Raw genomic sequence first — 26,663 nt, forward strand, 5'->3', positions numbered from 1 at the left:
CCAACTCGGAGACCAATATGAAAAAACTGATCCTCGCCACCACGGCGCTGACCCTGACCGCCGGAATGGCGTTCGCCGATGGCCATTCCGTTGTCCGCATGGGCACCGAAGGCGCCTACCCTCCCTACAACTTCATCAATGACGACGGCGAAGTCGATGGCCTTGAGCGTGCCTTGGGTGATGAACTCTGCGCCCGGGCCGAGCTGACCTGCGAATGGGTCACCAACGAGTGGGATTCGATCATCCCCAACCTGACGTCGGGCAACTACGACACGATCATCGCCGGCATGTCGATCACCGATGAGCGCGACGAAGTGATCGACTTCACCCAAGCCTACGTGCCGCCAGCCCCCTCGCTCTACATGGGCATGGATGAGGGCCTTGAGCTCGACGGCGCCGTTGTCGCAGCACAAACAGGCACGATTCAGGCGGGCTACCTGGCCGAGCAAGACGGCGTTACGCTGATCGAATTCGCCACGCCCGACGAAACCGTCGCCGCCGTTCGCAATGGCGAGGCCGACGCGGTTCTGGCCGATAACGATTTCCTTCTGCAGATCGCCGAAGAAGACCCCGATCTCTCCATCATCCTCGACCCCGTCTCCCTCGGCGGCGGTGTCGGCATGGGCCTGCGCGAAGGCGATGAGCTGATCGCTGTCTTCGATGCGGCCATCACCGAGATGAAGGAAGACGGCTCGCTGAACGCACTGCTGATCGAATGGTTCGGCGACGACACCCAGACCTGGTAAGTGTCTGACACGTCGACAAATTGGAAGCGCGGGCTGCTGAAAGCATGGCTCGCGCTTTCGCTTATCTGGGCGCTTGTGCTGTTCATCTGGGTGTTCTGGGTCATGGAAGGGTTCTCAGGGGGGCTGGATACAATCAGCCTGCTGATCGTGGCGATATTCTTCTACGTCTTGCCACTTGGCGTCTTGCCCTGCCTGCTGGTGTTGTTGATCGGATGGATCGTCGTATCCATCATCGACCGCAGAAGCAGGGTTTAGCATGCACTGGCCCCTCCCCGACCGCATCCAAACCTCCGCAGGCCGTATCGCCGCCACCCGCATCGGGTCAGGCCCGCCGCTGGTTCTGGCCCATGGCTGGCCATGGTCCTCCTACAGCTGGTCGCGCGTGGTCCCGCGCCTGAGCCAGCGCTTTACCTGCCACCTTTACGACATGCCCGGCTTCGGCCAATCCGACAAAACCGGACCGCGCCCCATGTCGCTCGACACGCAAGGCGAGGTCTTTGCCGAGATGCTCGACCATTGGGGCCTGTCCGAACCTGCCGTGATCGCCCATGATTTCGGCGGGGCGGTCACCCTGCGCGCCCATATCCTGCACGGGTGCCGTTATTCCGCATGGGTTCTGATGAATGTCGTCGCCATGCGCCCATGGGGCAGCGGGTTCTTCGACCATGTGGGCCGCCATACCGACGCCTTCCATGGCACCCCGCCGCACATCCACGAAGCCATCGTGCGCGCCTATATCAACGGCGCTCTGATCCGCGATCTGCCATCCGAGGACATCGAAGCCCTCGTCACTCCATGGCTCGGCGCACAGGGGCAATCCGCTTTCTACGCGCAATTCGCCCTCGCTGATGAGCGATTCACGGCAGAGGTCGAGCCGAGCTTCCCTGCCCTCACTCCCAAACCCGCGATCCTCTGGGGCGCGGAGGATCCATGGATCCCCCTGGACCGGGGCCGCGCCCTGGCGGAACTGATAGGTGCGCCGTTGACAGAATTGGTCGGATTGGGCCACTTGCCTCAACTCGAAGACCCGGACAGGGTTGCTTCGGCACTTTTGTCCGACCTCAAGGCCCACTGATGTTCAGCTTTTGCGAAGACCCTTCCGTTCTCGAGACCTTCCAATGGTTCTCCTGCTATCTGACGAACGGCGTGCACATGCTGTTCTACCAGAGCTTCTTGGTCGTCTTCGCGCTTCTCGCCATCGCAGCGCCCCTGTCGCTCGCCTTCGGCTTTCTCGCCGCCACCGCCTCCCGCGCGCGCATCGCGCCGCTCCGCTGGGTCGGCAAGGGCTACACATCTATGGTGCGCGGCATCCCAGACATCGTCTTCTTCCTGTTCTTCGTCCTCGTCCTCGATCAGGGCATCGAATATATCCGTCACCTGATCACCTGCCCCGATTGGGATGAGCCGATCCGGCAAGGCGCGAACTTCCTCGTCTGCGATCAGGCGCGCACCCCGCAAGGCAATGCGCCACAATGGGTGCACGAGACTTACAATTTCAGCCTCGCCGTCTTCACCTACGCGCTCGTCTTCGGCGCCTTCTGCGGCAATGTCCTGTTCGGCGCGATGAAGGCCGTGCCACGCCCGCAGCTTGAGACCGCGGCAGCCTACGGCCTGAGCCAGCGCCAGATCTTTTGGCGCATTCTCGTGCCCCAAATGTGGATCTACGCCCTACCCGGCCTGAGCAATATCTGGATGATCCTCATCAAGGCCACGCCATTGCTGTTCCTTTTGGGCATCGAAGATGTCGTCTATTGGGCACGCGAACTGGGCGGCTCCCGCAACTCCCGCTTCGCCTATCCGCACCCCGATTGGCGCTTCTGGTATTTCCTGGCACTTCTGGTCTTCTACCTGGGCTTCACCAAAGTCTCGGAAGTGGTTCTCAATCGCGTCACTCGCCGCTTGTCGCGCGGGCAAGCCACCGCCGCAGGGGCCGCCGCATGACCTGCGCCGAGGCCCTCTCCGCCTATGCATTCCGCGCCCTTGGCTTCGGCGAACGGGCCTTGCCGCAAGGCGAAATCACGATCTGCGAGCAGGTCGTGCTGATCGGTTCGGGCATGTTGTGGAACGTTTACCTCGGCACGCTGGCCCTGCTGTTTGGCTTCTTCTTCGCCGTCACGCTTGCCGTGGCGAAAGCGTCGAAATCGCCGCTCACCCGCAAACCGGCGGAATGGTTCATCTTCCTGTTCCGCGGCTCACCGCTCTTCATTCAGTTCTTTATGGCCTATGAGGCCTTCGTGATGTTGCCTCGAGTAGGTGTCGAATTCGAACTATTCGGCATTGCCATCGAGGCCGAAACCCGCTGGTTCGCGCGCGCCTGGCTAGGTGGCTTGATCGTACTGTTCCTCAACACCTCCGCCTATGCCGCCGAGATTTTCTACGGCGCGCTCCGCTCCGTCCCGCGTGGTGATCTGGAGGCGGCGGATGCCTATGGCCTGTCCGGTTGGAAGAAGTTTCGCCGCATCACCTTCCCCACCACGATGCGCCTCGCTTGGCCTGCCTACACGAATGAGGCGATCTTTCTGTTCCAGTCCACGGCGCTGATCTTTTTTAGCAGTTTTCCTGCCTTTCAACAGCGCGGGGATGCGCTTTACTATGCAAATTACTTTGCGGAACGAACATTCAATCCGTTTATCCCCTACCCCATCGTGGGGGCGTATTTCATCCTCTTGATCCTGTTGGTCATCGGCTTTTTCGGCTTAATAAACCGCCGCTTGAACCGCCATCTGCCGCAGGACCGGCGGCAAAAACTGCGCATCCGCCCGAACCTGATCCGATGAGCGATTTCCTTCTCGAAAACCCGCAGATCAAGTCGATCCGTATGGTTGCCGCAGACCTCAACGGGCAAGCACGCGGCAAGCGCATCGCGCGGCGTTATGCGGGCAAGGCGCTCAGCGAAGGCACGCGGTTTCCCTATTCGGTCATGAACCTCGACATCTGGGGCGAGGATATAGATGACAGCCCCCTGGTGTTTGAGGCAGGTGATCCGGACGGCATCCTGAAACCCACCGAGCGCGGCTTCGTCCCAGTCCCTTGGTTGGAGACGCCAACGGCCCTCCTCCCGATCTGGATGTTCCACGAGGATGGCACGCCCTTCGACGGCGATCCGCGCCACGCACTGGCCCGTGTGATCGACCGCTACACCGCGCGCGGCCTGACGCCTGTCGTTGCAACCGAGCTGGAATTCTACATCATCGACGACCGGGGAAAGGAGCTGCGCGTGCCGCCCTCCCCCCGTTCCGGTATCCGGCGGCAACAGGCGGAAATCCTCGCTTTGCGCCAATTGGATGCGTTCGATGGTTTCCTAACGGCGCTCTATGATGCGTGTGAGGCCATGGACATTCCTGCCGACACGATGATCTCAGAGGCCGGTCCGGGCCAGTTCGAGATCAACTTCATGCACCAGCCCGACGCGATGAAGGCGGCCGACGATGCCTGGCTGTTCAAAATCCTGACGCGTGGGCTTGCGCGCAGCTACGGGTTCGCGGCCAGCTTTATGGCCAAGCCCTATCCCGACTATGCGGGCAACGGGCTGCACACGCATTTCAGCGTGCTGGACACGGAGGGGCGCAATGTGTTTGACGACGGAACCGGCGAAGGCTCTGCCATCCTCCGCCACGCCGTCGCCGGGTGCCTCGCGGCGATGCCGGGATCTATGCTGATCTTCGGCCCTCACGCCTCCAGCTACGACCGCTACGTGCCTGAGGCGCACGCGCCAACCAAGGTGGCTTGGGCCTATGAGAACCGCACGACAGCACTCCGCATCCCCTCCGGCCCCGGTGCCGCGCGGCGCATCGAGCACCGCGTGGCTGGCGGTGATATCAACCCCTACCTCTTCCTCGCCGCCGTCTTGGGGGCCGCTTTGGACGGGATCGAGCGCGCAGAAGAACCGCCCGCCGCGATAACGGGCAGCGCCTATGCGCAAGACCTTCCGCTTCTGCCCACCACATGGACCGACGCCATCGACGCCTTCGGCAAAAGCCCCGAGATCGCCCGCATTTTCACGGAAGAACTCCGCGCCAACTTCCTCGCCACCAAACGACAGGAACTGCACTACATGGCCGAGCTTTCGCCGGAAGAGCAGCAGGAGCTTTATCTCGACACGGTTTAGGGCGCGGCCCTTTCGTCTTGCCAAAAAACCTAGGGGGTTTGGGGGCTGGCCCCAATCCATCCCTTGCCGCCCTGCCTTACGGCCCATACCTTCATCCCACGCAACCAAAACGAGCCATTCATGCACCTCGGCATCCTGCAATGCGGCCATGTCCCCGACGAAGTCGCCGCCAAAGACGGCCCCTACGAGACCCTGTTTCACGACCTCTTCGCCCATCGCGGGTTCACCCAGACGTTGTGGTCGGTTGTGGATATGGACTTCCCCGAAGGTCCAGAGGCAGCCGACGCCTGGCTTGTCACCGGCTCCAAACATGGTGCGTATGAAGATCACGCCTTCATACCGCCGTTGGAGGACTTGATCCGCGCGATCCGTGACAGCGGCAAGCCGCTCGTCGGCTCGTGCTTCGGCCACCAGATTATCGCCCAGGCGCTGGGTGGAACGGTCGTGAAATGGCCAAACGGCTGGTCCGCTGGAAGGACGGAGTATCGGCTTGGCAACTGCACGCTGACACTCAACGCGTGGCATCAGGATCAGGTGACGGACCTGCCCGAGGGCGCAACCATCCACGCAAGTTCCGATTTCTGCGCCAATGCCATCATGGCCATCGGTCCGCGCATTCTGACGGTCCAGCCCCACCCGGAATTTGAGGACAGCGTGGTCGAAACCCTGATCGAGACACGCGGCAAAGCCTTGCCGCCCGAAATCACAGGTGCCGCGCAGGCAAATCTTGGCCATGCCAACGACAACCGCTTCATCGCCGATTGGCTGGCCGATGTTCTGGAAGGGGCCGACGCAACCGCCCCCCGCGTGAAATCATGATGGAAAAGCTGCCCGACGTGGCGCGCACATACCTCGATGGCCGCGTGCTGGATGAGGTCGAGTGCATCGTCGCGGACCTTGCCGGCGTAGCCCGCGGCAAGGCGATGCCCGGCGCGAAATTCGCGCGACAAAGCCAGTTCTACCTGCCCAATTCGATCTTCTTCCAGACGATCACTGGCGATTGGGCGGATGATGTCGCAGATGGCTTTACTGAGCCCGACATGATCCTGACCCCCGACTGGGACACGGCCATTCCCGCGCCGTGGACCGCCGATTGGACGCTTCAGGTGATCCACAACATCGACGATCAGCAGGGCAATCCGGTTCCCTTCGCTCCACGCAATGTGCTCAAGCGGGTCTGCGACCTTTACGCCGCGCGGGGCTGGCAGCCGATCGTGGCACCCGAGATGGAATTCTACCTCGTCGCCCCCAACACCGATCCCGCGCGCGAGATCGAGCCGCCGATGGGCCGCTCGGGCCGCCGCGCCGCAGCCCGGCAGGCCTATTCCATGAGTGCCGTGGACGAATACGGGCAGGTCATCGATGACATTTACGATTTCGCCGAAGCCATGGGGCTTGAGATCGACGGCATCCTGCAAGAAGGCGGCGCGGGCCAGATCGAATTGAACCTGCGCCACGGCGATCCGGTGCGGCTGGCGGATGAGATGTTCTACTTCAAACGCATGATCCGTGAGGCAGCGTTGCGCCACGATTGCTACGCGACGTTCATGGCCAAACCCATCGCCGGAGAGCCCGGAAGCGCCATGCACATCCATCACTCGGTGGTCGATGCCGCAACGGGGCAGAACATCTTCAGCAGTGCGGATGGCGGTGAGACGCCCGCCTTTGCGCATTTCATTGGCGGCATGCAGAAGAACCTGCCCGCCGTGATCGCCCTACTTGCACCTTACGTGAACAGTTATCGCCGCTACGTCCCCGACTTCGCCGCGCCGATTAACCTCGAATGGGGCCGCGATAACCGCACCACGGGCATTCGCGTTCCCGTCTCAGGTCCCGACGCACGGCGTGTCGAGAACCGCCTGCCGGGGATGGACTGCAACCCGTATCTGGGCATCGCGGCCAGCCTCGCGTGCGGCTATATCGGGCTGGTGGACGAGAGCACTCCGTCTGATGAATTCAGCGGAGACGCCTATGCAAGCGAGTCCGGCGTGCCGCGCGGGCTCGGCGATGCCCTTGGCCTGCTGGAATCCAATCCAGCCGTGCAACAGGTCCTCGGCGAGGAGTTCTGCCGGGTCTACGCCGCCGTTAAGCAGTTGGAATACAGCGAATTCCTGCACGTCATCTCACCGTGGGAGCGGGAGCATCTGCTCCTGAACGTGTAGTGCCGGTCTGGCTGAAAGTGGCGCTCATCACGCTCGGCACGTTGGCGGTGCTGATGGCCTTGGCCATCTACATTTTCGCCCGGATGATTGGCGGGATCTTCGACGGATTTGTCGAAGGGTTCACCAACCCCACAGGGTCTGCCCCCGCAGCGGAAACCGGCCCGCAAGAAGTGCGCTTTCTTCAAACGGAGGGGTTTGATCCCACAGCCCCCGGGGCCGCCATTATACTGCATCCAGCCTTTACCGGCCTTGCCAATCCGGTCGCCGTCACCGACCCGGCCCTTCTTGCAGAAGCCGCGGATACGGCCTTCTTCACCGACAACCGAAGCGCGGAGACCAGAATGGTCCTGCTATCGATCCTGTTCCTCAGCCCGCCCGGCAATGGCACGCGCTCCGCGATGGTCAGCCTGTTTCAGGATGGGCGTGAAGTGGGGACGCTGACCTGTTTCACGGGCCAATGCCCAAGGGGCGGCCCGCCGACCGCGCCCTACGATCTTGCGGGGCTGGAGGCGTCCGCGCAGCCCGTGACGCTGGAGGACGAGACCGTCATGGGCCTTCCCGCCGCCCGCGCGTTTCAGGCCGAACTGCTTGAGCAACCGGGCACGCTACTGACCAACGATGTGCAAGACCTGCCAGAGGCCGCGACGCGCTTCGACGGATATATGCGCGTGCGCCTGCCCTCTACCTTCGGCCCGTGGGAGGAATTCTCATCTTACCGGGGGGATGCCGAACAGGCCGCGTTCGAAACAGGGTTGCGCCAGATCGGGCAAGGCACAGAGATCCCGTTTGAGATCACATACTCATTCTCGCGTACGTCGTGGACGCAATACGTGATCCATGATGCTGCGACGGAGCGAGCCGTGGTCGATGCAAATGGCTATGAGATTGTGGATGGGTGGCTGCCCCACATCATCCCGCAGGCCGATCTTTGGGTGGCCGCAGAAGATGCAGACGCGCTGCGTGCAGCGCTTTTGGCTTACGATTGGGCGGACCCGCGCGACCCGCCTGCCGATGACGTCCTTGCCGCTCGTATCCCGCAGGTCATGGCCGCACATGATCTGCCCGGCGCGGCGGAGGACTACATGCACCGGGCCACCGTTTTCGACATGGAGGATGACGTCATCGTTGGCCCGTTCCGCGAGCCGGAGGTCTACTTTTCCTACTACAGGCTTGTCGAATGAGCGCGCCGGGCAGCAAGATCTGGTGGGTTGAGACGGCCCTGATCTGCGCCAGCGGTGTCGCCTTGGCGATCTGGTTGTGGGATGGCCCGGTTTTCGTGACCACCCTTGAACCGGTTTCTGCTGACGCACCGCAAACGGAGATAACCCCAGCCTCGCCCCGCACCATCGTGGAGATGTTCGAGTACGGCTGCGTCACCTCCGAACATCTGCAAGCCATGCGAGAGGGGCGCACGGCACATGTGTTGTGCCCCGTCGAAGCGTTCGCGCCGACCGCCCCCAACGCCCCACCAGCAGACCGGCTATTTCCATGAACCCGCTCTACCGCAATGACAAACCCGGCCAACATGCGCCATCTTCCTATGCGGCAGGGCTGACGCCTGTGGACCGCCCGCCGCTGACCGGCCAGATCAAGGCGGATGTCGCCGTGATCGGTGCGGGCTATTGCGGGTTGTGGGCGGCGAAAACGCTGGCTGCTGCGGGCCGGGATGTCGTGGTGTTGGACGCGCACCGTGTGGGGTTCGGGGCATCGGGCCGTAACGGGGGGCAGATCCATTCCGGCTTCAACAAGACCCAGCCCGAATTGGAAGCCAAACTCGGCGATACCCGCGCGAGCGCCTTGTGGGATTTGGCGGAGGCCGCGAAGGCGCAGGTCCAGGCATTCTGTGCACAGCATCCGGAAACCGCCTTGCGCGAAGGTTTGGGGTACGGCGTCTACGACAAGCTTGAATTGGCGGAATTCCGGCTTCTCGCCGATCACATGTCCCGCCACTACAGCCTCGACATGGACGTGCTCGACAAGGAAGCATTCGCCGATGTGGTGAAATCCCCGCTTTACTGCGGCGGTGTGCTCGACCCGTCAGGTGGGCATCTGCAACCGCTGCAATACGCACTGGCCCTTGGGAACGCGGCAGAGCGTGCGGGCGCCACGATCTATGAGCGCACCGAGGTTGAGAGCGTCACGGAAGGCGCGCGCGTCACCCTGCGCACACCGCGCGGACAGGTTGAGGCAGGCCATGTGATCGTGGCCGGCAATGGCTACCTGCCCAACATCCTTCCGGCGGTGAACCGCAAGGTCATGCCGATCAATTCGTTCATCGCCGCAACCGAGCCTTTACCCGACCGCTGGCAGGAGGTGTTGGCCCAGGACATCGCCGTGGCCGACAGCAAATTCGTGGTGAATTACTACCGCTTCGATCCAGAAAAACGGTTTCTTTTCGGTGGGCGGGAAAGCTATTCCATTGGCTTCCCCTCTGACATCCAGACCGCTTTGATCGCCCGGATGGAAGGGCTGTTCCCGCAACTCAAGGGCGTGAAGATTGAACATGTCTGGGGCGGCTCCCTTGGGATCACGCCCACCCGTGTGCCCCACGTGGCACGTGTTGCCCCTAACATCCTGTCCGGCGCGGGTTTTTCCGGTCAGGGCGTTGCGTTGTCTGGCATGGCGGGGCGTGTGATGGCCGAGGCCGTGTTGGGCCAGGAAGACGGATTGACGACCTTCGAGGCTCTGAATGTGCCCGCATTTCCCGGTGGAACAGCCCTCCGCACCCCGATCCTGACGCTGGCCATGACCTGGTTCGCGCTGCGCGATCGCCTCGGCCTTTAGAGCATTTCGGCGGATTGACGCCATGTCACACCCGCAGGGGATTCCCTTGGCTGCCCGGATCATAGTATAAGGGAATCGAAATTATACATTTCAAAAAGGTGAATGTATGTCCCTCGATCACGTCCCCGCCCCGAATGTCTACGATGCGGAACCGATCCCGCCCGCCGCCCGCGCTGAGATTGACCGGCTTCTGCTCTCCGGCGATCTGTTCCGCTACACCGCGCCATCCGATGCGCCGGTGGCGCTTTTGGAGCGCGAGTTTGCTGCGCTGATGGGCACGAAGTACGCGCTGGCGGTATCGAGCTGCTCGGCGGCTCTGTTCCTGTCGCTGGAAGCGCTTGGCCTGCCCGAAGGGGCCAAGGTCATGATCCCGGCCTTTACATTTGCGGCTGTCCCCTCCTCCATCGTGCATGCCGGGATGCAGCCGGTGCTGTGCGAAGTGGGCGAAAACTACCGCATCGACATGGACGATTTCCGTGCCAAGCTGCCTGACGTAGATGCCGTCATCATCAGCCACATGCGCGGCCATACCTCAGACATGGACGCCATAATGAAGGCCTGTGATGCGGCGGGTATTCCAGTGATCGAAGACGCCGCGCACTCGCTTGGCACCACGTGGCACGGGCGCAAGATCGGCACGATTGGCCGCGTCGGTTGCTTCAGCTTCCAGTCCTATAAGCTGGTGAATGCAGGCGAAGGCGGCATTCTGGTCACAGACGATGCCGATCTGGTGGCCCGCGCAGTGATCATGTCCGGCGCTTATGAGCACAACTGGAAAAAGCATGGCGAAGATGCCGATCTGGCCGAGGCCTTTGCCCGCTGGCAGAACAAGCTGCCGCTCTACAATTTGCGCATGCAGAACCTGAGTGCCGCCGTGATCCGCCCACAACTGCCTGAAGTGGCCCGCCGTGTCCGGGATGGGCGGGCGAACCACGACTACGTGGCAGAGCTATTGAACGCTTCGTCTTGGCTGCACGTGCCCGATGCCCTTTCACCGGAAGATCGCGCGCCGGATTCCATTCAATTCAATCTGGTTGGATTTGAGAGTGACGCGAAGGCGCGCGCTTTCGCGGATGCCGCCGCAGCGCGCGGCGTGAAGGTGCAAGTATTCGGGCTCAGCACAGACAATGCACGCGCCTTCTGGAATTGGCAGTTCATCCCCGGCGACGTGCCGGACCTTCCGCAAACCCGCGCCATGCTGATGCGCGCCTGCGACGTGCGCTTACCCGCGCGGCTGCAAAAGCCGGACCTCGATTTCATCGCGAACGTACTGGTGTCTGCCGCCGAAGAGGTGAAAGGCGCAAAAGCCGCCTGATCTTGCGCATAGGGGCGAGCCTAGGCAGGCTGCCCCCATGACAGATCTTTCCAAAGGCGCGGCCCATTGGCAGGGCCGTATCGTTCCCATTGCAGAGGCCGCCCTGCCCGTCACCGACTGGGGCGTCACCCATTCCGATATCGCCTATGATGTGGTCCCTGTCTGGAAAGGCGGGTTTTTCCGGCTCGATGACTACGTGGCGCGGTTCATGGCGTCGCTGGCCGCTTTGCGGATGGAAATCGGGCGAGATGCTGACGAGGTGAAAGCGGCGCTGACGGAAATGGTCGCCGCCTCTTGCCTGCGCGACAGCTACGTCGCCATGGTTGCCGCCCGCGGACGCAATCCTGTTCCCGGGTCCCGCGATCCACGTGACTGCGAGAACCACTTCTACGCCTGGTGCGTGCCTTACGTGCATATCGTAAAGCCTGACGCCGCCATGCAGGGCACCTCTGTCTGGATCGCCAAACGCATCCGCCGCATTCCGGCCGACAGCGTCGATCCGACCGTGAAGAACTACCATTGGGGCGATTTCACTGGCGGGTTGTTCGAGGCCAAGGACAATGGCTTCGAGACGGTGCTGTTGCTGGACCACGAAGGCAATGTCACCGAAGGCCCTGGGTTCAACGCTTTCGCTGTGTTCGACGACCGACTGGTGACATCGGACCACGGAGTCCTGCACGGGATCAGCCGCCGAACGGTGCTTGAGATGGCAGCAGAGGCCGGGCTGCGCGTTGAGACGCGTCCGCTTCCGTTGGATGAATTTCTTGAGGCGGACGAAGTCTTTCTCAGCTCCTCCGGCGGCGGCGTGATCCCTGTGGCGCAGGTGGATGAGCTGCATTTCTCGAACGGCGCTGCCGGTCCGGTCGCGTTGGACATGCGGCGGCGGTATTTCGACTGGATCGAACGCCCGAGCCACCGCACCGAAATCACATATTGAGCGTGTCCAGCGGCGGGCGTAGCGTGACCGCAAAGGGAGGCCCGTCATGAACACTCACGCCCCGAATTCCTGGGAAGCCCGCGCTGAGGCGCATTCGCTCTACGGCTTCACCGATCTGCCCTCGATCCGCGAGCGCGGCACGGTTGTGATCACCCACGGTGAGGGGCCGTATGTGTTCGACACCAACGGGAAAAAATACCTCGATAGCAATTCGGGGCTTTGGAACATGGTGGCGGGGTTTGACCACAAGGGCCTGATCGAGGCGGCAAAGGCGCAATACGACCGCTTCCCCGGCTATCACGCCTTTTTCGGGCGGATGAGTGACCAGACCGTCGCCCTGTCGGAGCGCTTGATCGACGTCTCGCCGTGGGATCGGGGCAAGGTGTTCTACACAAACTCAGGGTCCGAGGCGAATGACACCATGGTCAAGATGCTGTGGTTCATGGGCCAGCAGGAGGGCACGCCACAAAAGCGCAAGATCCTGACGCGGGGCAATGCCTATCACGGGGTGACGGCGGTGGCGGCCTCGATGACCGCGAAGCCCTATAACGAACTGTTCGGTCTGCCGATGGAGGGCTTCGTCCACCTCACCTGCCCGCATTACTGGCGAGAGGGGCGCGACGGAGAGAGCGAGGCGGACTTTACCGCACGTTTGGCAGCCGAGCTTGAGGACGTCATCGCGCGCGAAGGGGCGGACACGATTGCGGGCTTCTTTGCCGAGCCGGTTCTGGGCGCGGGCGGAGTGATCCCGCCGCCTGAGGGCTATTTCCAGGCGATGCAGGCGGTGCTGAAGCGTCATGGCGTCCCGCTGATCTCGGACGAGGTAATCTGCGGGTTCGGGCGGACGGGTGAGGTCTGGGGCTGTGAGACGTATGATTTCGTGCCGGATGTCATCATCTCCTCCAAGGCGCTGACCGCCGGGTATTTCCCGATGGGCGCGGTGATGCTGGGGCCGGAGATGACAGACCGGTTGCAGGCCGCGATTGATCCGGTGGAGGAGTTCCCGCATGGCTTCACCGCCTCGGGTCATCCGGTTGGGTGTGCCGTGGCGCTGAAGGCCATCGACGTGGTGATCGAGGAAGGGTTGCTCGACATGGTCCGCGCGGGCGCGTCGCGAATGGAGGCGGGGCTGCGCGAGGTGGCCAGCCATCCCAATATCGGAGAGCTGCGCGGTGTGGGCTACATGTGGGCGCTGGAGGCGGTGCGCGACCGCGACGGAAAGGTGCCGTTCGAGGGGCATCTGAGCGTGTCGGAGCGGATTGCCAATACCTGTACCGATCACGGGCTGATCTGCCGCCCGCTGGGGCAATCTGTGGTGCTTTGCCCGGCCTTCACGCTGACCGACGGGCAGATGGATGAGATGTGCGAGAAGCTGGATGCAGCGTTGAAACAGGTCTTCGCGGAGGTGGCGTGAGGCTGGATGCTCACGCGTGAGCAGATGGGTTAAGCTACTGACAAAAAAAGACTATCCTGTTTCTGTTTACCAAAAATTAAGGATTTCAGACCGGATCAATGGATGTGCGCCCCTTGCCAACGGACTTCGACGCTGAGGCCCCGTTACAGTCTGACCTGCTAACCCTGCGCCCCATGACGGAGGCGGATCGCACGGACCTGAGCAAGGCTGCCAGTGATCCGGGAATCTGGGCCGGACACCCCGCATCGGACCGGTGGAAACCAGCGGCGTTCAAGCCGTATTTCGACTTTCTGCTGGAAGCCGGCGGGACAATGACGGCGCGGGACACCAAGGGCCGGGCCATTGGGATATCGCGCTTCTACCACAGCGCCGATGCGCCGGACGGGATCGGGATTGGGTTCACATTCCTCGTGCGTGACCATTGGGGCGGAGCCACGAATTTCGCAATGAAACAGCTGATGGTGGACCATATATTCGCCCACCGCCCGGAGGTCTGGTTTCACATCGCGCCGACGAATATCCGCTCTCAAAAGGCAACGACGAAACTGGGGGCGGGGCGGATTGCGGATGCGGTGCTGGATCTTGGGACCGGCCCTGCCGATTGGGTGCGGATGGTGCTGCGGCCTGATGCATGGAAGGCGGTCCATGCAGCCCGGTCCGAGATGAAGACCTAAGCGGGCTCGCACGACACAGCCGCACCGTTTTTGCATTTTCGTGGAACAAAGATGGGAAGGACGCGGGAAGCGAGTGAGCGCGGCCTATTGGGCAAGCGTCAATTGGCAGCGCTCAGAGGCGGCGACGACGCGATCCAACTCATAGAAATGCCCGGCATTGGCCGGGTCGGTCACGGCCTGCATCTGGGCTGCGGCCTGAACGAGGCGCGCGGCGGCAGCTTGGCGCGCTGACGGGTCGGGCGCGGTTTCGCACAGTGAGAAATCCGCCATCGCAGCGAGGTAGGGGCTTTCATAATCGTCGGCCCGGTCGCCAAAAAGCGCGGAGAAAACAGCGCAACCAGATACGGAGAGGGCCGCACCACTGAGGATCAGAAGCCGAAAGGGTCGCACTTACATCTTGCTCAGTTTGGATTGCAGATCAGCGAGCTGGCGCTTGATTTCGTCCAGCTCTTCCGCAGGGGCGGTGTCGTCTGCGGTAGCTTCGGCCTCTGGCGCGTCGCCGGCCGCCATCCCGCCGGTCATGGCTTTGAAGAATGCCTCTTGCTGCGCGCGCATCGCTTCGAACCCGGGCATGGAGGCCATAGGATTAATGGCGGCCATATTGTCCATCATTTTGGATTGGCCTTGCTGCAGCATCTCGAAGCTCATGGCGAGGAAATCTGGGACGACGGATTGCGCCGCGCCGGTATAGCTGCGCACCAGATCCGTGAGCACGGCGATGGGCAAAACGCTTTCGCCCCGGCTTTCATGTTCTGCAATGATTTGAAGGAGATACTGGCGGGTCAGGTCGTCTCCGGACTTCAGATCAACGATTTTCACTTCGCGGCCAGCGCGGATGAACCCGGCAATATCTTCCAGCGTCACGTAGTCGGACGTCTCGGTATTGTAGAGCCTGCGCGAGGCGTAGCGTTTGATCAGCAGGTGGTCATCGGCGGCCATGTCTGTTGCCCTCCCCTAAAGCGCACGTTGCGCTGCAGCATATTTGGAGCGTACGCTGCACTTGCGAGACAATGCAATCGGCGTTTTGCAAACTTCTTATAGATGAATTGGAGGCGGAGGGATGTGGAGCTTTGATACGGACCGCCTTTCGGTGCGTCCGCTGAGCGACGCAAGTCGCGCGCGCGGGCTCGCAGCAGAATTTGTCTCGCTTTTGACACCCGCAGTGCTGGCACCGCTACCTGCGTCCCTGCAGCTTGGTGAGGGGCCAGATGCCGTTGCCAATTGGATCGCAGAGCGCCTTGCGGAAAGCGATGTGAGCCTTGTGCGCATGCGCGGAGACGAAACGTTGGTTGGTGCATTGATCTGTGTGCAGCCCGAACCCGGCGGTCCCGTGCATCTGGGCTACCTGTTCGGCGAGGCAGCTTGGGGCCGGGGTTATGCGACCGAAATGCTAAGCGGATTAGTGACCATTGCGGGGCCGCAGCCCCTACGCGCGGGCGTGGCGCGCGACAACCCCGCATCTGCGCGGGTGTTGGAGAAGGTGGGCTTCCATGTGGATCACGAAGCCTCAACCGAGCGGGTGCTGAACTACCGGCACCCGGAATAGGAAAAGGCGGGCCGCGATGTGCGGGCCCGCCTTTCTGTCAGCGACGTTTCGGGGGGAGGACCCGATCCGCGCCTATCCTTTTGCCTGAAAGGCCGCGCTTACTTGGCGGTTGCTTTCTTGGCTGCGGTCGTCACTTCGGCAGTTGCCTTCTTGACGGCTGCGGTGGCTTCTTCGGTGGCTTCTTTGCCAGCGGCCATCATCAGCTCAACCGTTTCCATCTGAACCTTCTTGGCGACTTCAGCGAAGGCGGCCATCGTTTCAGCGGCCATTTCTGCCTGAGCCGATGCAAAGTCGGTCATGGATTTGGTGTAGTCGGCAGGCTCGTCCTTGACGGCGGCGACGTCGCCCATCTTGGCGATGGTGTCTTTGGTCCACTTCGAGGAGATCTCGGTGGATTTCTCAGCTGCGTCGAGGGCAACTTTGGCCATTTTCTCGCCAGTTGCGGCCTGCGATTTGAACGCGTCGGTGTAAGCGGACATGTCCATCGGGAATGATGCCATCATTTCCGACATGTATTTGGTGAAGTCGGGGGTCTGTGCGGCTTTAGCCATAATAATTCTCCAGTCTATTCCAGCCCGTGTGGGGCAGTGTGTTACCCTAGGGCGGGCGATTGCTGCGTGTGCACATAATATGGATGCTGCAGCGCAGAAAGTCAAGGTTTATTCTGCACTGCAGCATAGAGAAAGAATCTAATGAAATCAGGCGGCTTTGCTCTCTTTCACGTAAGTTCCAGGGGCTGGAGCCAGAATCTCATGGCCGTCCGCACCCGGTTCGCGCGCCTTGATCATCGCGCCTGATCGCTTGGCCAGCCATGCCTCCCAACGTGGCCACCAGGAGCCTTCGTTGTAGTCGGCTGCTTCCAACCAATCTTCAGCCGCGCCCGAGACATCTGGGTTGGTATAGTGTCCGTATTTCTTCTTCGAGGGCGGGTTCACGATGCCTGCGATATGGCCAGATTCGGACAAGATGAAGGTCTTGTCCTTGGACGCCATCTTGGTCACGCCACGGAAACTGTCGGCCCATGCGGCGATGTGGTCGGTCATGCAGCCAACCGCGCACAGCGGGACGGTCACGTCCTTCAGCGAAAGTGTCTCTCCACACAATTCGAACCCGTCGGTTGCAAGCCCGTTCCCTTGGCACAGGCCGCGCAGGTACTGCATCGTCATCTTGCCGGGCAGGTTCGTGCTGTCGCCATTCCAGAACAGCAGATCGAAGGCGGGCGGGGCCTCTCCCATCATGTAGCTGCGCACAGCCGGGCCGTAGATCAGATCCTTGGAGCGGAGGAACGACATGGTCTTGGACATGAAGTAGCTGCTCAGCACGCCGTCCTGATCAATCTGCCGCTCGATCGCTTCGACGAAATCGTCCTGCAGGAAGGGCGTGAATTCCCCCTGCTCCGAGAAATCGGTGAGCGTGGTGAAGAAAGTGGCGGATTTGATCGACTTGTCCTTGCGCTTCTTCATCAGCGCCAGTGTCAGGTTCAGGGTGGTCCCGGCAATGCAATAGCCGACGGTGTTGACCTGCTTTTCGCCGGTGATCTCTTTCACCTGTTCAATGGCGGTCAGATAGCCGTCCTCGACGTAGTCTTCCAAGCCGACATCGGAATAGCTTTCGTCGGGGTTCTTCCAACTAACGACAAACAGGGTATAGCCCTGCTCCACGATCCATTTGATCAGGCTGTTCTGCGGCTTGAGGTCGAGGATGTAGAACTTATTGATCCAGGGCGGGAAGATGATCAGGGGCGTTTTGTGTACCTTTTCGGTTTTCGGCGCGTATTGGATCAGCTCCATCATGCGGTTGCGGTAAACCACGCTGCCCTCAGACGTGCCGATATTGCCGCCCACTTCGAACGCATCGGGGTCGGCGAGAGTTGGCAGGATCTCACCATGGTGGGTTTCGATGTCGCGGACGAGGTTCTCCAACCCGTGGACAAGGCTTTCGCCATCCGTCTCAACCGCCTTTTCCAGCGCATCGGGGTTGGTTGCGAAGTAGTTGGTCGGTGAGAAGAGCTCAATCACCTGGCTGGCGAAGAATTCGACGCGATGCTTGTCCTTCGGCTCCAGCCCTTCAAGGTCTGCCACGGCCTGACGGATCGCCTCGGATCCCATAACGTATTGGTGGCGGACGAAGTTGAAATAGGGATGCGTGCGCCAGAGCGGATTGGCGAAGCGTTTGTCGGACGGCAGATCATCATCGGGCAAAAGGGGCATCTTGCCCTCGGCCAGCGCATTCTGCATTTCCATGAAATGCGCCATCGCCTGGCCCCAATACTGGGCCTGCGTTTCCAGCATTTTGCTGGGGTTCGACATCATGTCGGCCCAGTAGGCCAGACCCGCCTTCATGTAGAGATCCTGGCCCGGGCCCTGTAGGCCGACATCCGCTGGCGTGCGCTGCCCCATGGCCGCGACGAGGCGCTTGGAAAGCTCCTCCACCTTTGCCAGATTCGCGTTCAACTTTGCCAGATGTTCGCCGTCCTCCGATGCAACCTCTTGGTCTGCATCGCTTTCCGTTTCGTCGTGTGCCACTTGATTTCCCGTGCCTTATGCTGCATCTGCATAGTAGCGGGACCAAGGTGAGGGGGTCCACGCGACGAAATGATCCGGGTCTTCCCGGTCTCGGCGCTTGGAGTAGCTCATGCGGTACATGCTTACCTACGATCTGATGGAATCAATGCGGGTCACGAACCAGTGGATGGGCGCATCGGCGCGCGCCATGTGCTCGTATCCTGCCTTTGGACTGGTTGCGAACCCGCTCATCCAGATGACAGCCGCGTGGGGCGAAGTGACCGAACGCAGCTTTGCGCGCATGGTCGCAAAGCCTGACTGGCACATCGACAGTGTCCCCGGCGATGATGGGCGCGATCATGTTGTAACCGTGGAAACGGTGGTGGAGCGCCCCTTCGGCGATCTGATCCGGTTCGACGTTCAAGGCCGCGCGCCCACAGGCCGCAAGGTTCTGCTGGTGGCACCGATGTCGGGCCACTACGCAACGCTTCTACGGAAAACGGTTCTGTCACTGCTGCCCGATGCCGATGTCTACATCACCGACTGGCACAATGCGCGCGACATTCCAGTCAGTGTCGGCAAGTTCGATATCGAGGATTACACGCATTACCTCGTTGATTTCATGCGCGAAATGGGGCCGGACACGAATGTAATCGCGGTCTGTCAGCCCGCGCCTCTTGCGCTTGCTGCGACCGCCTATCTGGCCGAAGAAGATCCGAGCGCGCAGCCCCGCACGCTGACCCTGATCGGTGGGCCGATTGACCCCGACGCCGCCGCGACAGATGTGACCGATTTCGGACGCCGTGTGACGATGGGCCAGTTGGAGAAGTTCGTGATCCAGCGCGTCGGCTTCAAATATGAAGGCGCAGGCCGGATGGTTTATCCGGGCCTGCAACAGCTGTCGTCGTTCATGGCAATGAACGGGGAAAAGCACGCCAAGGCCTTCTCGGACCAGATCGTACGCGTTTCCAAAGGTGAAGCCAGCGATCACGACAAGCACAACACCTTCTACGACGAATACCTCGCCGTGATGGATATGACGGCGGAATTTTACCTGTCGACGGTCGAGCGCATCTTCAAAAAACGCGAAATTGCGAAAAACATCTTCGTCGTGGACGGCAAGCAGGTGGATATCGGCAAAATCACCACCGTTGCTGTGAAAACCGTCGAGGGCGGGAAGGATGACATTTCAGCACCCGGCCAATGTGTTGCGGCGCTGGACCTGCTGACTGGGTTGCCTGAGGACAAGAAGGCCTCTTACCTTGAACCCGATGCAGGCCATTACGGGATTTTTGCGGGCAAAAGCTGGCGCGACAATATCCGCCCGCTGGTTCTCGATTTCATCGATACGAATGCGGGCAAAACGGCAAAGCGCCGCCCGAAGCCGAAATTGGTTCAGGAACCGCCAGTCGACAACGTCGCGGTGTGACCTGAATGGGCGAAGTGTCTTTATCTTGCCAATGCGGCGCCCTGCGGGGCACGCTGACGGAGAAGACACTGAAATCCGGCACGCACCTGACCTGCCATTGCAAGGATTGCCGCGCCTTTCAGGTGGCCGTCGGGCGTGACGATCCTGGCGCGATCGACGGTGTGCGCATTGTGCAGATCGGACCGGGGGGAATGGCGATTACGCAAGGTGTCGAGCATCTGGCTGCTCTGCGATTGTCGCCGCGCGGTCCGCTTCGCTTCTACGCCGCCTGCTGCGGGACGCCGATTGCGACAACCCCGTCGAAATTGAGCATCCCCTTTGCTGGCTTGCTGGCCGATATGGTCGAGCATCAGGATGCCTTGGGCCGGGTCCGCGCGCAGGTGAACATTACGCAGCCCGACGGCAAGGTCACGCACAAGCGCATGGGCCGCGTGGTTATGGCGCTCTTTTCAAATGCGGGTGCCGCCATCCTAAAAGGTGAACGGAAAAAGACTCCGTTCTTTGACGCTGAAACGGGGCGTCCGGTGGTTGATCCCGTGGTGATCGACAAGGTGCGGAAGGCCGAGATTTACGCACGCCTGTGAGGTGTGACTTTCACTTTTGCGCACAACTCACAGACTTATCCACAGATTTGGCACGTACTATTTCATAAACGCGAATTCGCCAGCTTGACGCCCTCAGACAGCGCGCCAAGCTTTGCATAGGCAATGGACGGGTCCACAGCGCCGAAGCCGGCGAAGGTGCCAAAGCCGCAATCGCTGCCCGCAATCACTCGATCCGCGCCTACAATGCCCGTGAATTTAGAAATCCGTTCGGCGACCAATTCAGGATGCTCGACAAAGTTCGTCGTCGTATCCACGACCCCCGGAACAAGGATTTTGTCGTCCGGTATTTCGCCCGCACGGTCCCGGAACACGGTCCATTCATGGGCATGGCGGGGGTTCGAGGTTTCGAACAGAAGCTGGTTCGCATTCACCGACATGAAGGTGCTGAAAACTGTTTCCATCGGCACGTCACAGATATGCGGCCCTTCGTAATTGCCCCAGCAGATATGCACCCGCACGCGCGAAGGGTCGATGCCGCTGAGCGCATGGTTCAGCGCGTCCACATGGGACGCCGCGATCTTCACGAACTCCTCATCAGAGAGTTCGGCGAACAGCATATGACGCGACAGGGCGAGGTCCGGACAATCCAACTGCAACAGCAGGCCCGCATCTACGATGGTGCGATATTCCTCGGCCATCGCGTCGGCCAGAGCGGCAAGATAAGCCTCTCGCGTCGGATAGAAGTCGTTTTGCAGGAACAGCGAAATCACACCGGGTGACGCGGCATTCATGAAACCTTCCGCCGCACCATGCTTGGCCATTGCGGCCTTCAGATTGTCGATATCCTTCTGCAACTCCCCCTGCCCTTTCGACCGCACCTCGCCCGTGCACATGGGTCGCGCATAGGTTGGCGTGCCGCCATCATTGGCCAGCCGCTCGAGGAAAGAGGGGAACATCTTCAGATCCGCGGGCGCATTGCGCGGGCTGTCGCCGGAAAACCCGGTATAGCGATCTTTCACGTAAGTGGCGTAGCTGATCTTGGAGGTCTCGCCATCGCTGACGATCTCAACACCAGCCTCAACCTGCTTGCGCACCGTCTCGTCCACGGCGGCCGTCATTGCAGCATCGAACGCGACCTGATCAAACGGCTGATCTTTCTCGCGTGCGAAGATGAAATCCACGACTTCCTGCGTGCGTGGAAGCGAGCCTACGTGAGTGGTTTTGATCATTTTGGTCCCCAATCCTTGTCCCTGTTGTCTCTATATCAGACTTCGGCCAGCAGGATCTGCTTCCAAACCGACGTTTCATCGAACAGCGTATATTCGCGGCGCAATTGCGGCTCTGCCCCGCCCAGTTGCCCGAATTCCGCATGGGTGCAGCCAAGCACATAGACCATGGCACCCGTGGGCACACCAAACATACCCCAGCCCTCATGCTTGCCCCAAAGGCTCCACCTGACGGCGGCACGAGGGGCCATGTTCTCATCGTCCATCCCGACCTGGTGGTCGATCTTGAATTCCGCGTTCGGGAAACTGGCACGCAGGCCCATCCAGAAACGATCCGCCTCTGCCGTGCCGTGACCCGTCACATGGCCCGGATATTCCAGATGGCAGGCGCGGTCGTAAACCTCTGGAATCGCTGCCATATCCGCACCCATGATGCGCGTCAGCGTCTCGGCCAGCTTCGCACCCCACGGGTTGTCATTGCCGCGCCCCTTGTACGGACCTTTCATGTCATTTTCGGGAGTCAGAGGCCGCACGCACGCATCGCGCCCGCCTTCGCGCTCAATCAGATCAGCGGCATACGCCTTCGGCTCCCACCCCAGCTGCTTCACGATGGCGGTCTGGTCGCGGATCAGCCATTCATCGTCGATCGCATTGTTCTTGGCGTGGCAATCCGCAAGAATCCGGTACTGCAACTTCTTGCCCGTCGCGGCACCATAGACGCCGTCACCGCCATGGGTCGCCTGGCTGATGATGCGGTGAGAGGACAGCATCCCTTCCTCCGGCGTGCCGGACCAGATCACATCTTCACCCAGCAAAACGCGGTCCGGGAACTCGGCCAATGTCGCCATGGTCGCGGCGATAACCCCCTGATTGCCAACAACAATCGAGGCTGGCGATCGCACCACAATATCCTTGGCATAATACTCATGCAGGGTCGCAATCCCGCGATCCTCCCAAATCTCTTTGGTGATCCCGATGATATAGTCGGGAAAATCGCGGAACTTGTTCGAGAAGCCGATCATTGGGCCTTATCCTTTAGTGGTGCGGGCCGAGCCGCGTACAATCAGCTCTCCCTGGATTTCAGTCACAGTGCCCGGCGGGCGGGCCTGTTCTATTTCATTGAGGAGCGTGTCTACCGTGGCCTCGACCATGCGGTTCACCGGTTGGCGCAGAGTCGTCAGGTCATAGGCGGGCCAGGCGGCCATCGGCACATCATCGTAGCCGACGACACTGACGTCGCCGGGCACATCCAGCCCCATCTCAAAGCGCAGCATGTCCAGCACACCAAGGGCCATGTGGTCATTGCCCACGAAAATCGCGTCGGGCGGTTCGCTTTCCAGCATCATCGCGCGCGCAGCCTCAGCCGCCTTCTCGCGCCGGAACCTCGCATCATATTCCGCGTGCAGGGCCACACCTGCCGCCTCTAGCGCTTGCACGAAACCTTCCCGCCGATCCTTGCCGGTCGAGGCCCCAAGCCAGCCTGAAATATGCGCAATTCGCTTATGGCCGGCATCCATCAGGAACTCTGCCACTGCAGCCCCGCCGACCTTGTTGGCCGAGGTCACAGCACTCAGGCCCGACCCCTCGATCCCCCGGTTGAACAGCATCACCGGAATGCCGGCGGCCCGGCACCGATCCGTCAACTCGCCAGATAGGTTGATCGAGGCCGTGATGATCCCATCAACCTGATAGTCCATCAGATCATCAATCACGCTTTCCACGTCTCCGTCGCTGTTTCCGGCAAGGAAAACAAGGATATGGTAGCCCCGCGCCTGCAAGGCTGCGCTGAGTTTTTCCAGCGCATCGGGGTAAAACGGATTGTCCAGATAGGCCACAACCAGCCCGATTATCCGCGATCTGCCGGTGATCAGCGACCGCGCAAGTACATTGGGCCGATAGCCCAGATCATCCGCCGCCTTGCGTACCCGGTCGGCCATTTTCTTCGACACGCTCGCCCCGGGCGTAAACACCCGGCTCACTGCCGATTGGCTGACCCCTGCACGTTTGGCCACGTCGACCGAAGTGATCTTCCGATCCGCCATCAGCCCGCCGTCCAGCCGCCGTCAACGAGAATGGAGGTGCCCGTGACCATAGCGGAGGCATCTGAGGCCAGAAACAGAACCGCGCCCATCAGGTCTTCGACTTCTGCAACGCGCGGCAGTTTGATCTTCGACTCGATCCACGCGCGCTTTTCAGGATCGGCAAAGGTGGGTGCGGTCAGCTCAGTCCGCACGAAGGTTGGGCAGATCGTATTGACCCGGATATTGCGCGGCCCCCATTCGATTGCCATCGATTTGGTCATGCCTTCGACCGCGTGCTTCGTGCCGCAATAAACGGCGCGATCCTGTCCGCCGACATGCCCCATCTGGCTTGAGATCTGGATGATCGAGCCGCCGTTTTCCATCCCACGCGCCGCGAATTGCGCCATGAAGTACGCCGCGCGGACGTTGATATTTGTGACGGCATCAAAGTCTGACGGATCCGTTTCCAGCGCCGGGGAATGCCGCGCCAGCCCGGCGGAGTTGCACAGAATGTCGAGCGGGCCAAGCGCCGCGATGGCGGCCTCCATCGCGTTCAGATCCGTGACATCGAGTGAGATTCCATCCGCCTGATACCCCGCATCACGCAGGCTTTGCGCAGCACCCTCCACCTGATCCGCATTACGCGCAGCCAAGGTCACATGCGCCCCGGCCTCAGCCAAAGCAGCCGCACATCCCAGCCCGATCCCGCGCGACCCGCCGGGCACAAAGGCACGCTTTCCAGTCAACGAAAAGGAAGGGGTGCGGGGCAGTGTCATATCAGGTCCTCGATCAAGTCTTGTTCGAAATAGTCAAAAATTTCCGGCATATCTGTGGATAAGTCTACATCCGCTACGTGAATTTGATATCAAACAGACAGCTCCCGCATGCGCGCCAGAACATCCACACCCAGTTGCGCGTAAACATGCAGCAGGTCCACCAACACCCAATTCTCCGCAATCTTTCCCTCTTCGATACGCCAGAAATCAAGGCTGCGCATCTCCAACTTTTGCCCAGCGCCCGGCAGGCCAAGCCAGGATCCGCCGGTCAAACTCACATCCATGCCGGGCCACCCCGTGAACCCCACGTAATTGCCCTCGGCAAACAAATGCCCCTCATCCATCCGGGCGAAGCGATCTGGCATTCCGCCCAAGAACGGCGCTTGATGGTGTTTGCGAAAGCCGTCGATCCCGCGCGCAGTTCCAATACCGGATGGACCGTACCAGGACATATGCTCATGCCAGTACTGCGCCATCGTCGCGCGCGGCGTGCCGGCAGGGTCATTTCCCAAACCGTTCAGCATATCCTCGACCGTCTTCAAGGCCGCTGCCCCATCCCCCGCCACGCGCAGGCCGTCCTGCGTGGCCGGACCCGGCACATGGAATTCGCGCCCCAAAGAGGGTGAGAGCGGCCAAACCCCCGCCTGCAACATCAGCTCCGGCAGGTCCCAAAGCGACTGCATCTCAACTACCGCGCCGTCTTCCACGCGGAAAAAGTCGTGAAACCGCATAACGGCCATCCGCTGCGTTGGCGGGATGTCCATGAAGGGGGCCACGAAAAGCCCGCACCAATATCCGCCCTGCCCGACCCAAAGCTGACCGTTTCCATCACGCCCCGCCATTTCGATGGTCACACGGCGTTCCAGATCGGGAAAGGCGGCCGCTAAATCATCCAGCACCGCGCCATAAGCGGCCAGATCCAGCGTCTCGAACGGATGCGCCAGATGCACCGGACATCCAGCCTTGGCGACGTCTTCCAACCGTCCGCTCTTCCGAACCCCGCTCAATAGCTCTTTCGCCTGCAGCTCTTCGCTCATCTTTGTTCCAAAAATATGCCGGGGGTTAGGGGGCAGCGCCCCCAAATGGGGTGGGCGGGCGGGCCCGCCCTACCCCAAACTCATTCCGCTGCGTCCCGATAAGGCGCGCCCTCGCCATACGGAACATTCAGCCCACCGTACCGGCGTACGCGGACGTTGCACTGCTCGGCATGGCCCACAAAGCCTTCCAACATGCACAGGCGAGAGCCATATTCGCCCACCAGCGTCGCCGCCTCATCCGTCACAACCCGCTGATACGAATGGGTTTTGATGAACTTTCCGACCCAAAGACCACCGGTATAGCGACCGGCTTTCTTCGTGGGCAGCGTATGGTTGGTGCCAATCACTTTATCGCCGTTCGCCACATTCGTGCGCGGCCCGAGGAACAGCGCGCCGTAGTTGGTCATGTTGTCGAGGAACCAGTCATCGCGGTCCGTCATCACCTGAATATGCTCGGACGCGATATCCTCAGACACCTCCAGCATTTCATCATAGCCGTCGCACAGGATGATCTCGCCATATTCCTCCCAGGACACGCGCGCGGTCTCAGCGGTCGGCAAGATCCCCAAAATCCGCTCGATCTCAGCCATCGTATCGTCGGCCAGTTTCCGCGAGTTGGTGATCAGCACCGCAGGCGAATTGTATCCATGCTCCGCCTGCCCCAGCAGGTCAGTCGCGCACATTTCACCATCCACAGTCTCATCCGCGATCACGCAGGTCTCCGTCGGGCCAGCGAAAAGGTCGATACCAACCCGTCCGAACAACTGCCGCTTGGCCTCCGCCACAAAGGCATTGCCCGGCCCCACCAGCATATCGACCGGCTTGATCGACTCTGTCCCGATCGCCATCGCGCCCACGGCCTGAACGCCACCCAGCACTAGAATCTCATCTGCGCCGCCTTCATGCATCGCGGCGACAATTGCAGGATGCGGCTTGCCGTTCACCGGCGGGGCAGAGGCCACCACCCGCTTCACGCCCGCCACCTTGGCCGTCAACACCGACATGTGGGCCGACGCCACCATCGGGAACTTGCCACCGGGCACGTAGCATCCCACTGAATTCACAGGGATATTCTTATGGCCCAGGATCACGCCCGGGATCGTCTCAACCTCGATATCCGTCATCGAGGCCCGCTGCGCCTCGGCGAACCGCCGGATCTGCGCCTGCGCGAAGCGGATATCATCCATCTCGCGGGTTGTGACCTGCTGCATCGCCGCTTCGATCTCGGACGGAGTCAGGCGAAACGCCTCGGGCTCATAGCCGTCGAATTTGGCCGAAAGCTCTTTAACCGCCGCATCCCCGCGCGCCTCGATATCGCCCAGAATGCCCTCCACGATGCCGCGAACCTTCGCGTCATCCTCCGCACGCTCTTCGGCTGGTTTGCCGCGCTTGAGATATTCAGCCATCTCTTCCCTCCAGATTCCTCGTCCGGAGGGAGG

Annotated in this window: 28 protein-coding genes; 18 read left to right on the plus strand and 10 right to left on the minus strand. The window is 61.1% G+C overall.

Annotated features, from left to right (window positions below; translation table 11 throughout):
* Window positions 1-17 precede the first annotated feature (17 nt).
* From V8J81_RS12130 to V8J81_RS12200, 15 genes are all read left to right on the plus strand, one after another.
* Window positions 18-746 (plus strand): transporter substrate-binding domain-containing protein, encoded by a 729-nt coding sequence (locus tag V8J81_RS12130; protein WP_368476010.1) that lies wholly within the window; start codon window positions 18-20, stop codon window positions 744-746.
* Entirely contained in the window at window positions 747-1,001 is a 255-nt protein-coding gene (locus tag V8J81_RS12135; protein WP_368476011.1) for a hypothetical protein, read from the plus strand.
* Between the two features lies 1 nt (window position 1,002).
* The gene (locus V8J81_RS12140; RefSeq protein ID WP_368476012.1) at window positions 1,003-1,821 is read left to right on the plus strand and encodes an alpha/beta fold hydrolase; all 819 of its coding nucleotides are present in this window, start codon (window positions 1,003-1,005) and stop codon (window positions 1,819-1,821) included.
* A complete protein-coding gene (locus V8J81_RS12145) occupies window positions 1,821-2,687 on the plus strand; it encodes an ABC transporter permease (RefSeq protein WP_368476013.1) in 867 nt (288 codons plus the stop codon). Before V8J81_RS12140 ends, V8J81_RS12145 begins: the two co-directional genes overlap by 1 nt.
* The gene (locus V8J81_RS12150) at window positions 2,684-3,523 is read left to right on the plus strand and encodes an ABC transporter permease (RefSeq protein ID WP_368476014.1); all 840 of its coding nucleotides are present in this window, start codon (window positions 2,684-2,686) and stop codon (window positions 3,521-3,523) included. Before V8J81_RS12145 ends, V8J81_RS12150 begins: the two co-directional genes overlap by 4 nt.
* Window positions 3,520-4,854 carry a glutamine synthetase family protein gene (locus tag V8J81_RS12155; RefSeq protein WP_368476015.1) on the plus strand — a complete coding sequence of 445 codons (1,335 nt, stop codon included), beginning with the start codon at window positions 3,520-3,522 and terminating at the stop codon, window positions 4,852-4,854. Before V8J81_RS12150 ends, V8J81_RS12155 begins: the two co-directional genes overlap by 4 nt.
* A gap of 120 nt (window positions 4,855-4,974) precedes the next feature.
* Window positions 4,975-5,673 carry a type 1 glutamine amidotransferase gene (locus tag V8J81_RS12160; protein ID WP_368476016.1) on the plus strand — a complete coding sequence of 233 codons (699 nt, stop codon included), beginning with the start codon at window positions 4,975-4,977 and terminating at the stop codon, window positions 5,671-5,673.
* Window positions 5,670-7,016: a glutamine synthetase family protein gene (locus tag V8J81_RS12165; protein ID WP_368476017.1), complete on the plus strand. Its 1,347-nt coding sequence runs from the start codon at window positions 5,670-5,672 to the stop codon at window positions 7,014-7,016. The genes V8J81_RS12160 and V8J81_RS12165 overlap by 4 nt, the downstream gene beginning before the upstream one ends.
* Window positions 6,983-8,197, plus strand: a complete 1,215-nt coding sequence (locus tag V8J81_RS12170) for a hypothetical protein (RefSeq protein WP_368476018.1) — start codon at window positions 6,983-6,985, stop codon at window positions 8,195-8,197. The genes V8J81_RS12165 and V8J81_RS12170 overlap by 34 nt, the downstream gene beginning before the upstream one ends.
* Window positions 8,194-8,508, plus strand: coding sequence for a hypothetical protein (locus tag V8J81_RS12175; protein ID WP_368476019.1), 315 nt, complete (start codon window positions 8,194-8,196; stop codon window positions 8,506-8,508). Before V8J81_RS12170 ends, V8J81_RS12175 begins: the two co-directional genes overlap by 4 nt.
* Complete coding sequence (locus V8J81_RS12180) at window positions 8,505-9,800, plus strand: NAD(P)/FAD-dependent oxidoreductase (RefSeq protein WP_368476020.1); 1,296 nt, start codon at window positions 8,505-8,507, stop codon at window positions 9,798-9,800. The genes V8J81_RS12175 and V8J81_RS12180 overlap by 4 nt, the downstream gene beginning before the upstream one ends.
* 106 nt (window positions 9,801-9,906) lie before the next feature.
* Window positions 9,907-11,115 (plus strand): DegT/DnrJ/EryC1/StrS family aminotransferase, encoded by a 1,209-nt coding sequence (locus V8J81_RS12185; RefSeq protein ID WP_368476021.1) that lies wholly within the window; start codon window positions 9,907-9,909, stop codon window positions 11,113-11,115.
* A 37-nt stretch (window positions 11,116-11,152) separates the two neighbouring features.
* A complete protein-coding gene (locus tag V8J81_RS12190) occupies window positions 11,153-12,052 on the plus strand; it encodes an aminotransferase class IV (protein ID WP_368476022.1) in 900 nt (299 codons plus the stop codon).
* Window positions 12,053-12,098: 46 nt separating this feature from the next.
* A complete protein-coding gene (locus tag V8J81_RS12195; protein WP_368476023.1) occupies window positions 12,099-13,466 on the plus strand; it encodes an aminotransferase in 1,368 nt (455 codons plus the stop codon).
* Window positions 13,467-13,564: 98 nt separating this feature from the next.
* A complete protein-coding gene (locus tag V8J81_RS12200; RefSeq protein WP_368476024.1) occupies window positions 13,565-14,140 on the plus strand; it encodes a GNAT family N-acetyltransferase in 576 nt (191 codons plus the stop codon).
* 84 nt (window positions 14,141-14,224) lie between these two features.
* On the opposite strand, the gene V8J81_RS12205 is transcribed toward V8J81_RS12200, so the two are convergent.
* Together V8J81_RS12205 and phaR are read right to left on the minus strand one after the other, a co-directional pair.
* Entirely contained in the window at window positions 14,225-14,530 is a 306-nt protein-coding gene (locus tag V8J81_RS12205) for a hypothetical protein (RefSeq protein WP_368476025.1), read from the minus strand.
* A complete protein-coding gene (gene phaR, locus V8J81_RS12210) occupies window positions 14,531-15,079 on the minus strand; it encodes a polyhydroxyalkanoate synthesis repressor PhaR (RefSeq protein WP_368476026.1) in 549 nt (182 codons plus the stop codon). It abuts the gene before it with no gap.
* A gap of 121 nt (window positions 15,080-15,200) precedes the next feature.
* On the opposite strand from phaR, the gene V8J81_RS12215 reads away from it, so the two are divergent.
* Entirely contained in the window at window positions 15,201-15,686 is a 486-nt protein-coding gene (locus V8J81_RS12215) for a GNAT family N-acetyltransferase (protein ID WP_368476027.1), read from the plus strand.
* 98 nt (window positions 15,687-15,784) lie between these two features.
* Here V8J81_RS12215 and V8J81_RS12220 read toward each other — a convergent pair whose 3' ends face one another.
* Window positions 15,785-16,237, minus strand: coding sequence for a Phasin (locus V8J81_RS12220; protein ID WP_368476028.1), 453 nt, complete (start codon window positions 16,235-16,237; stop codon window positions 15,785-15,787).
* Between the two features lie 147 nt (window positions 16,238-16,384).
* Window positions 16,385-18,211 (minus strand): PHA/PHB synthase family protein, encoded by a 1,827-nt coding sequence (locus tag V8J81_RS12225; protein ID WP_368476029.1) that lies wholly within the window; start codon window positions 18,209-18,211, stop codon window positions 16,385-16,387.
* 109 nt (window positions 18,212-18,320) lie between these two features.
* On the opposite strand from V8J81_RS12225, the gene phaZ reads away from it, so the two are divergent.
* Both phaZ and V8J81_RS12235 read left to right on the plus strand, forming a co-directional pair.
* Window positions 18,321-19,619 (plus strand): polyhydroxyalkanoate depolymerase, encoded by a 1,299-nt coding sequence (phaZ, locus tag V8J81_RS12230; RefSeq protein WP_368476030.1) that lies wholly within the window; start codon window positions 18,321-18,323, stop codon window positions 19,617-19,619.
* Window positions 19,620-19,624: 5 nt separating this feature from the next.
* Window positions 19,625-20,203, plus strand: coding sequence for a DUF6151 family protein (locus V8J81_RS12235; protein WP_368476031.1), 579 nt, complete (start codon window positions 19,625-19,627; stop codon window positions 20,201-20,203).
* A gap of 62 nt (window positions 20,204-20,265) precedes the next feature.
* On the opposite strand, the gene V8J81_RS12240 is transcribed toward V8J81_RS12235, so the two are convergent.
* The 6 genes from V8J81_RS12240 to hisD form a co-directional block, all read right to left on the minus strand.
* Window positions 20,266-21,393 carry a cobalamin-independent methionine synthase II family protein gene (locus V8J81_RS12240; RefSeq protein ID WP_368476032.1) on the minus strand — a complete coding sequence of 376 codons (1,128 nt, stop codon included), beginning with the start codon at window positions 21,391-21,393 and terminating at the stop codon, window positions 20,266-20,268.
* A gap of 35 nt (window positions 21,394-21,428) precedes the next feature.
* A complete protein-coding gene (locus V8J81_RS12245) occupies window positions 21,429-22,412 on the minus strand; it encodes a nuclear transport factor 2 family protein (RefSeq protein ID WP_368476033.1) in 984 nt (327 codons plus the stop codon).
* A gap of 6 nt (window positions 22,413-22,418) precedes the next feature.
* Window positions 22,419-23,432, minus strand: coding sequence for a LacI family DNA-binding transcriptional regulator (locus tag V8J81_RS12250; RefSeq protein ID WP_368476034.1), 1,014 nt, complete (start codon window positions 23,430-23,432; stop codon window positions 22,419-22,421).
* Complete coding sequence (locus V8J81_RS12255; RefSeq protein WP_368476035.1) at window positions 23,432-24,187, minus strand: SDR family NAD(P)-dependent oxidoreductase; 756 nt, start codon at window positions 24,185-24,187, stop codon at window positions 23,432-23,434. Before V8J81_RS12255 ends, V8J81_RS12250 begins: the two co-directional genes overlap by 1 nt.
* 89 nt (window positions 24,188-24,276) lie before the next feature.
* A complete protein-coding gene (locus tag V8J81_RS12260) occupies window positions 24,277-25,224 on the minus strand; it encodes an ester cyclase (RefSeq protein ID WP_368476036.1) in 948 nt (315 codons plus the stop codon).
* 80 nt (window positions 25,225-25,304) lie between these two features.
* Window positions 25,305-26,630: a histidinol dehydrogenase gene (gene hisD, locus V8J81_RS12265; RefSeq protein WP_368476037.1), complete on the minus strand. Its 1,326-nt coding sequence runs from the start codon at window positions 26,628-26,630 to the stop codon at window positions 25,305-25,307.
* Window positions 26,631-26,663 lie beyond the last annotated feature (33 nt).

This window comes from Gymnodinialimonas sp. 202GB13-11 (assembly GCF_040932485.1).
Lineage (GTDB): Bacteria > Pseudomonadota > Alphaproteobacteria > Rhodobacterales > Rhodobacteraceae > Gymnodinialimonas > Gymnodinialimonas hymeniacidonis.

What these genes read in the sequence shown, in the direction of transcription:
- V8J81_RS12260 (WP_368476036.1), bottom strand. Translation starts at nt 25,224, where the DNA reads ATGAGCGAAGAGCTGCAGGCGAAAGAGCTATTGAGCGGGGTTCGGAAG.
- V8J81_RS12190 (WP_368476022.1), top strand. Translation starts at nt 11,153, where the DNA reads ATGACAGATCTTTCCAAAGGCGCGGCCCATTGGCAGGGCCGTATCGTT.
- V8J81_RS12220 (WP_368476028.1), bottom strand. Translation starts at nt 16,237, where the DNA reads ATGGCTAAAGCCGCACAGACCCCCGACTTCACCAAATACATGTCGGAA.
- V8J81_RS12145 (WP_368476013.1), top strand. Translation starts at nt 1,821, where the DNA reads ATGTTCAGCTTTTGCGAAGACCCTTCCGTTCTCGAGACCTTCCAATGG.
- V8J81_RS12215 (WP_368476027.1), top strand. Translation starts at nt 15,201, where the DNA reads ATGTGGAGCTTTGATACGGACCGCCTTTCGGTGCGTCCGCTGAGCGAC.
- V8J81_RS12245 (WP_368476033.1), bottom strand. Translation starts at nt 22,412, where the DNA reads ATGATCGGCTTCTCGAACAAGTTCCGCGATTTTCCCGACTATATCATC.
- V8J81_RS12155 (WP_368476015.1), top strand. Translation starts at nt 3,520, where the DNA reads ATGAGCGATTTCCTTCTCGAAAACCCGCAGATCAAGTCGATCCGTATG.
- hisD (WP_368476037.1), bottom strand. Translation starts at nt 26,630, where the DNA reads ATGGCTGAATATCTCAAGCGCGGCAAACCAGCCGAAGAGCGTGCGGAG.
- V8J81_RS12140 (WP_368476012.1), top strand. Translation starts at nt 1,003, where the DNA reads ATGCACTGGCCCCTCCCCGACCGCATCCAAACCTCCGCAGGCCGTATC.
- V8J81_RS12250 (WP_368476034.1), bottom strand. Translation starts at nt 23,432, where the DNA reads ATGGCGGATCGGAAGATCACTTCGGTCGACGTGGCCAAACGTGCAGGG.
- V8J81_RS12240 (WP_368476032.1), bottom strand. Translation starts at nt 21,393, where the DNA reads ATGATCAAAACCACTCACGTAGGCTCGCTTCCACGCACGCAGGAAGTC.
- V8J81_RS12200 (WP_368476024.1), top strand. Translation starts at nt 13,565, where the DNA reads ATGGATGTGCGCCCCTTGCCAACGGACTTCGACGCTGAGGCCCCGTTA.
- V8J81_RS12255 (WP_368476035.1), bottom strand. Translation starts at nt 24,187, where the DNA reads ATGACACTGCCCCGCACCCCTTCCTTTTCGTTGACTGGAAAGCGTGCC.
- V8J81_RS12150 (WP_368476014.1), top strand. Translation starts at nt 2,684, where the DNA reads ATGACCTGCGCCGAGGCCCTCTCCGCCTATGCATTCCGCGCCCTTGGC.
- V8J81_RS12130 (WP_368476010.1), top strand. Translation starts at nt 18, where the DNA reads ATGAAAAAACTGATCCTCGCCACCACGGCGCTGACCCTGACCGCCGGA.
- V8J81_RS12195 (WP_368476023.1), top strand. Translation starts at nt 12,099, where the DNA reads ATGAACACTCACGCCCCGAATTCCTGGGAAGCCCGCGCTGAGGCGCAT.
- phaZ (WP_368476030.1), top strand. Translation starts at nt 18,321, where the DNA reads ATGCGGTACATGCTTACCTACGATCTGATGGAATCAATGCGGGTCACG.
- phaR (WP_368476026.1), bottom strand. Translation starts at nt 15,079, where the DNA reads ATGGCCGCCGATGACCACCTGCTGATCAAACGCTACGCCTCGCGCAGG.
- V8J81_RS12235 (WP_368476031.1), top strand. Translation starts at nt 19,625, where the DNA reads ATGGGCGAAGTGTCTTTATCTTGCCAATGCGGCGCCCTGCGGGGCACG.
- V8J81_RS12175 (WP_368476019.1), top strand. Translation starts at nt 8,194, where the DNA reads ATGAGCGCGCCGGGCAGCAAGATCTGGTGGGTTGAGACGGCCCTGATC.
- V8J81_RS12185 (WP_368476021.1), top strand. Translation starts at nt 9,907, where the DNA reads ATGTCCCTCGATCACGTCCCCGCCCCGAATGTCTACGATGCGGAACCG.
- V8J81_RS12165 (WP_368476017.1), top strand. Translation starts at nt 5,670, where the DNA reads ATGATGGAAAAGCTGCCCGACGTGGCGCGCACATACCTCGATGGCCGC.
- V8J81_RS12160 (WP_368476016.1), top strand. Translation starts at nt 4,975, where the DNA reads ATGCACCTCGGCATCCTGCAATGCGGCCATGTCCCCGACGAAGTCGCC.
- V8J81_RS12180 (WP_368476020.1), top strand. Translation starts at nt 8,505, where the DNA reads ATGAACCCGCTCTACCGCAATGACAAACCCGGCCAACATGCGCCATCT.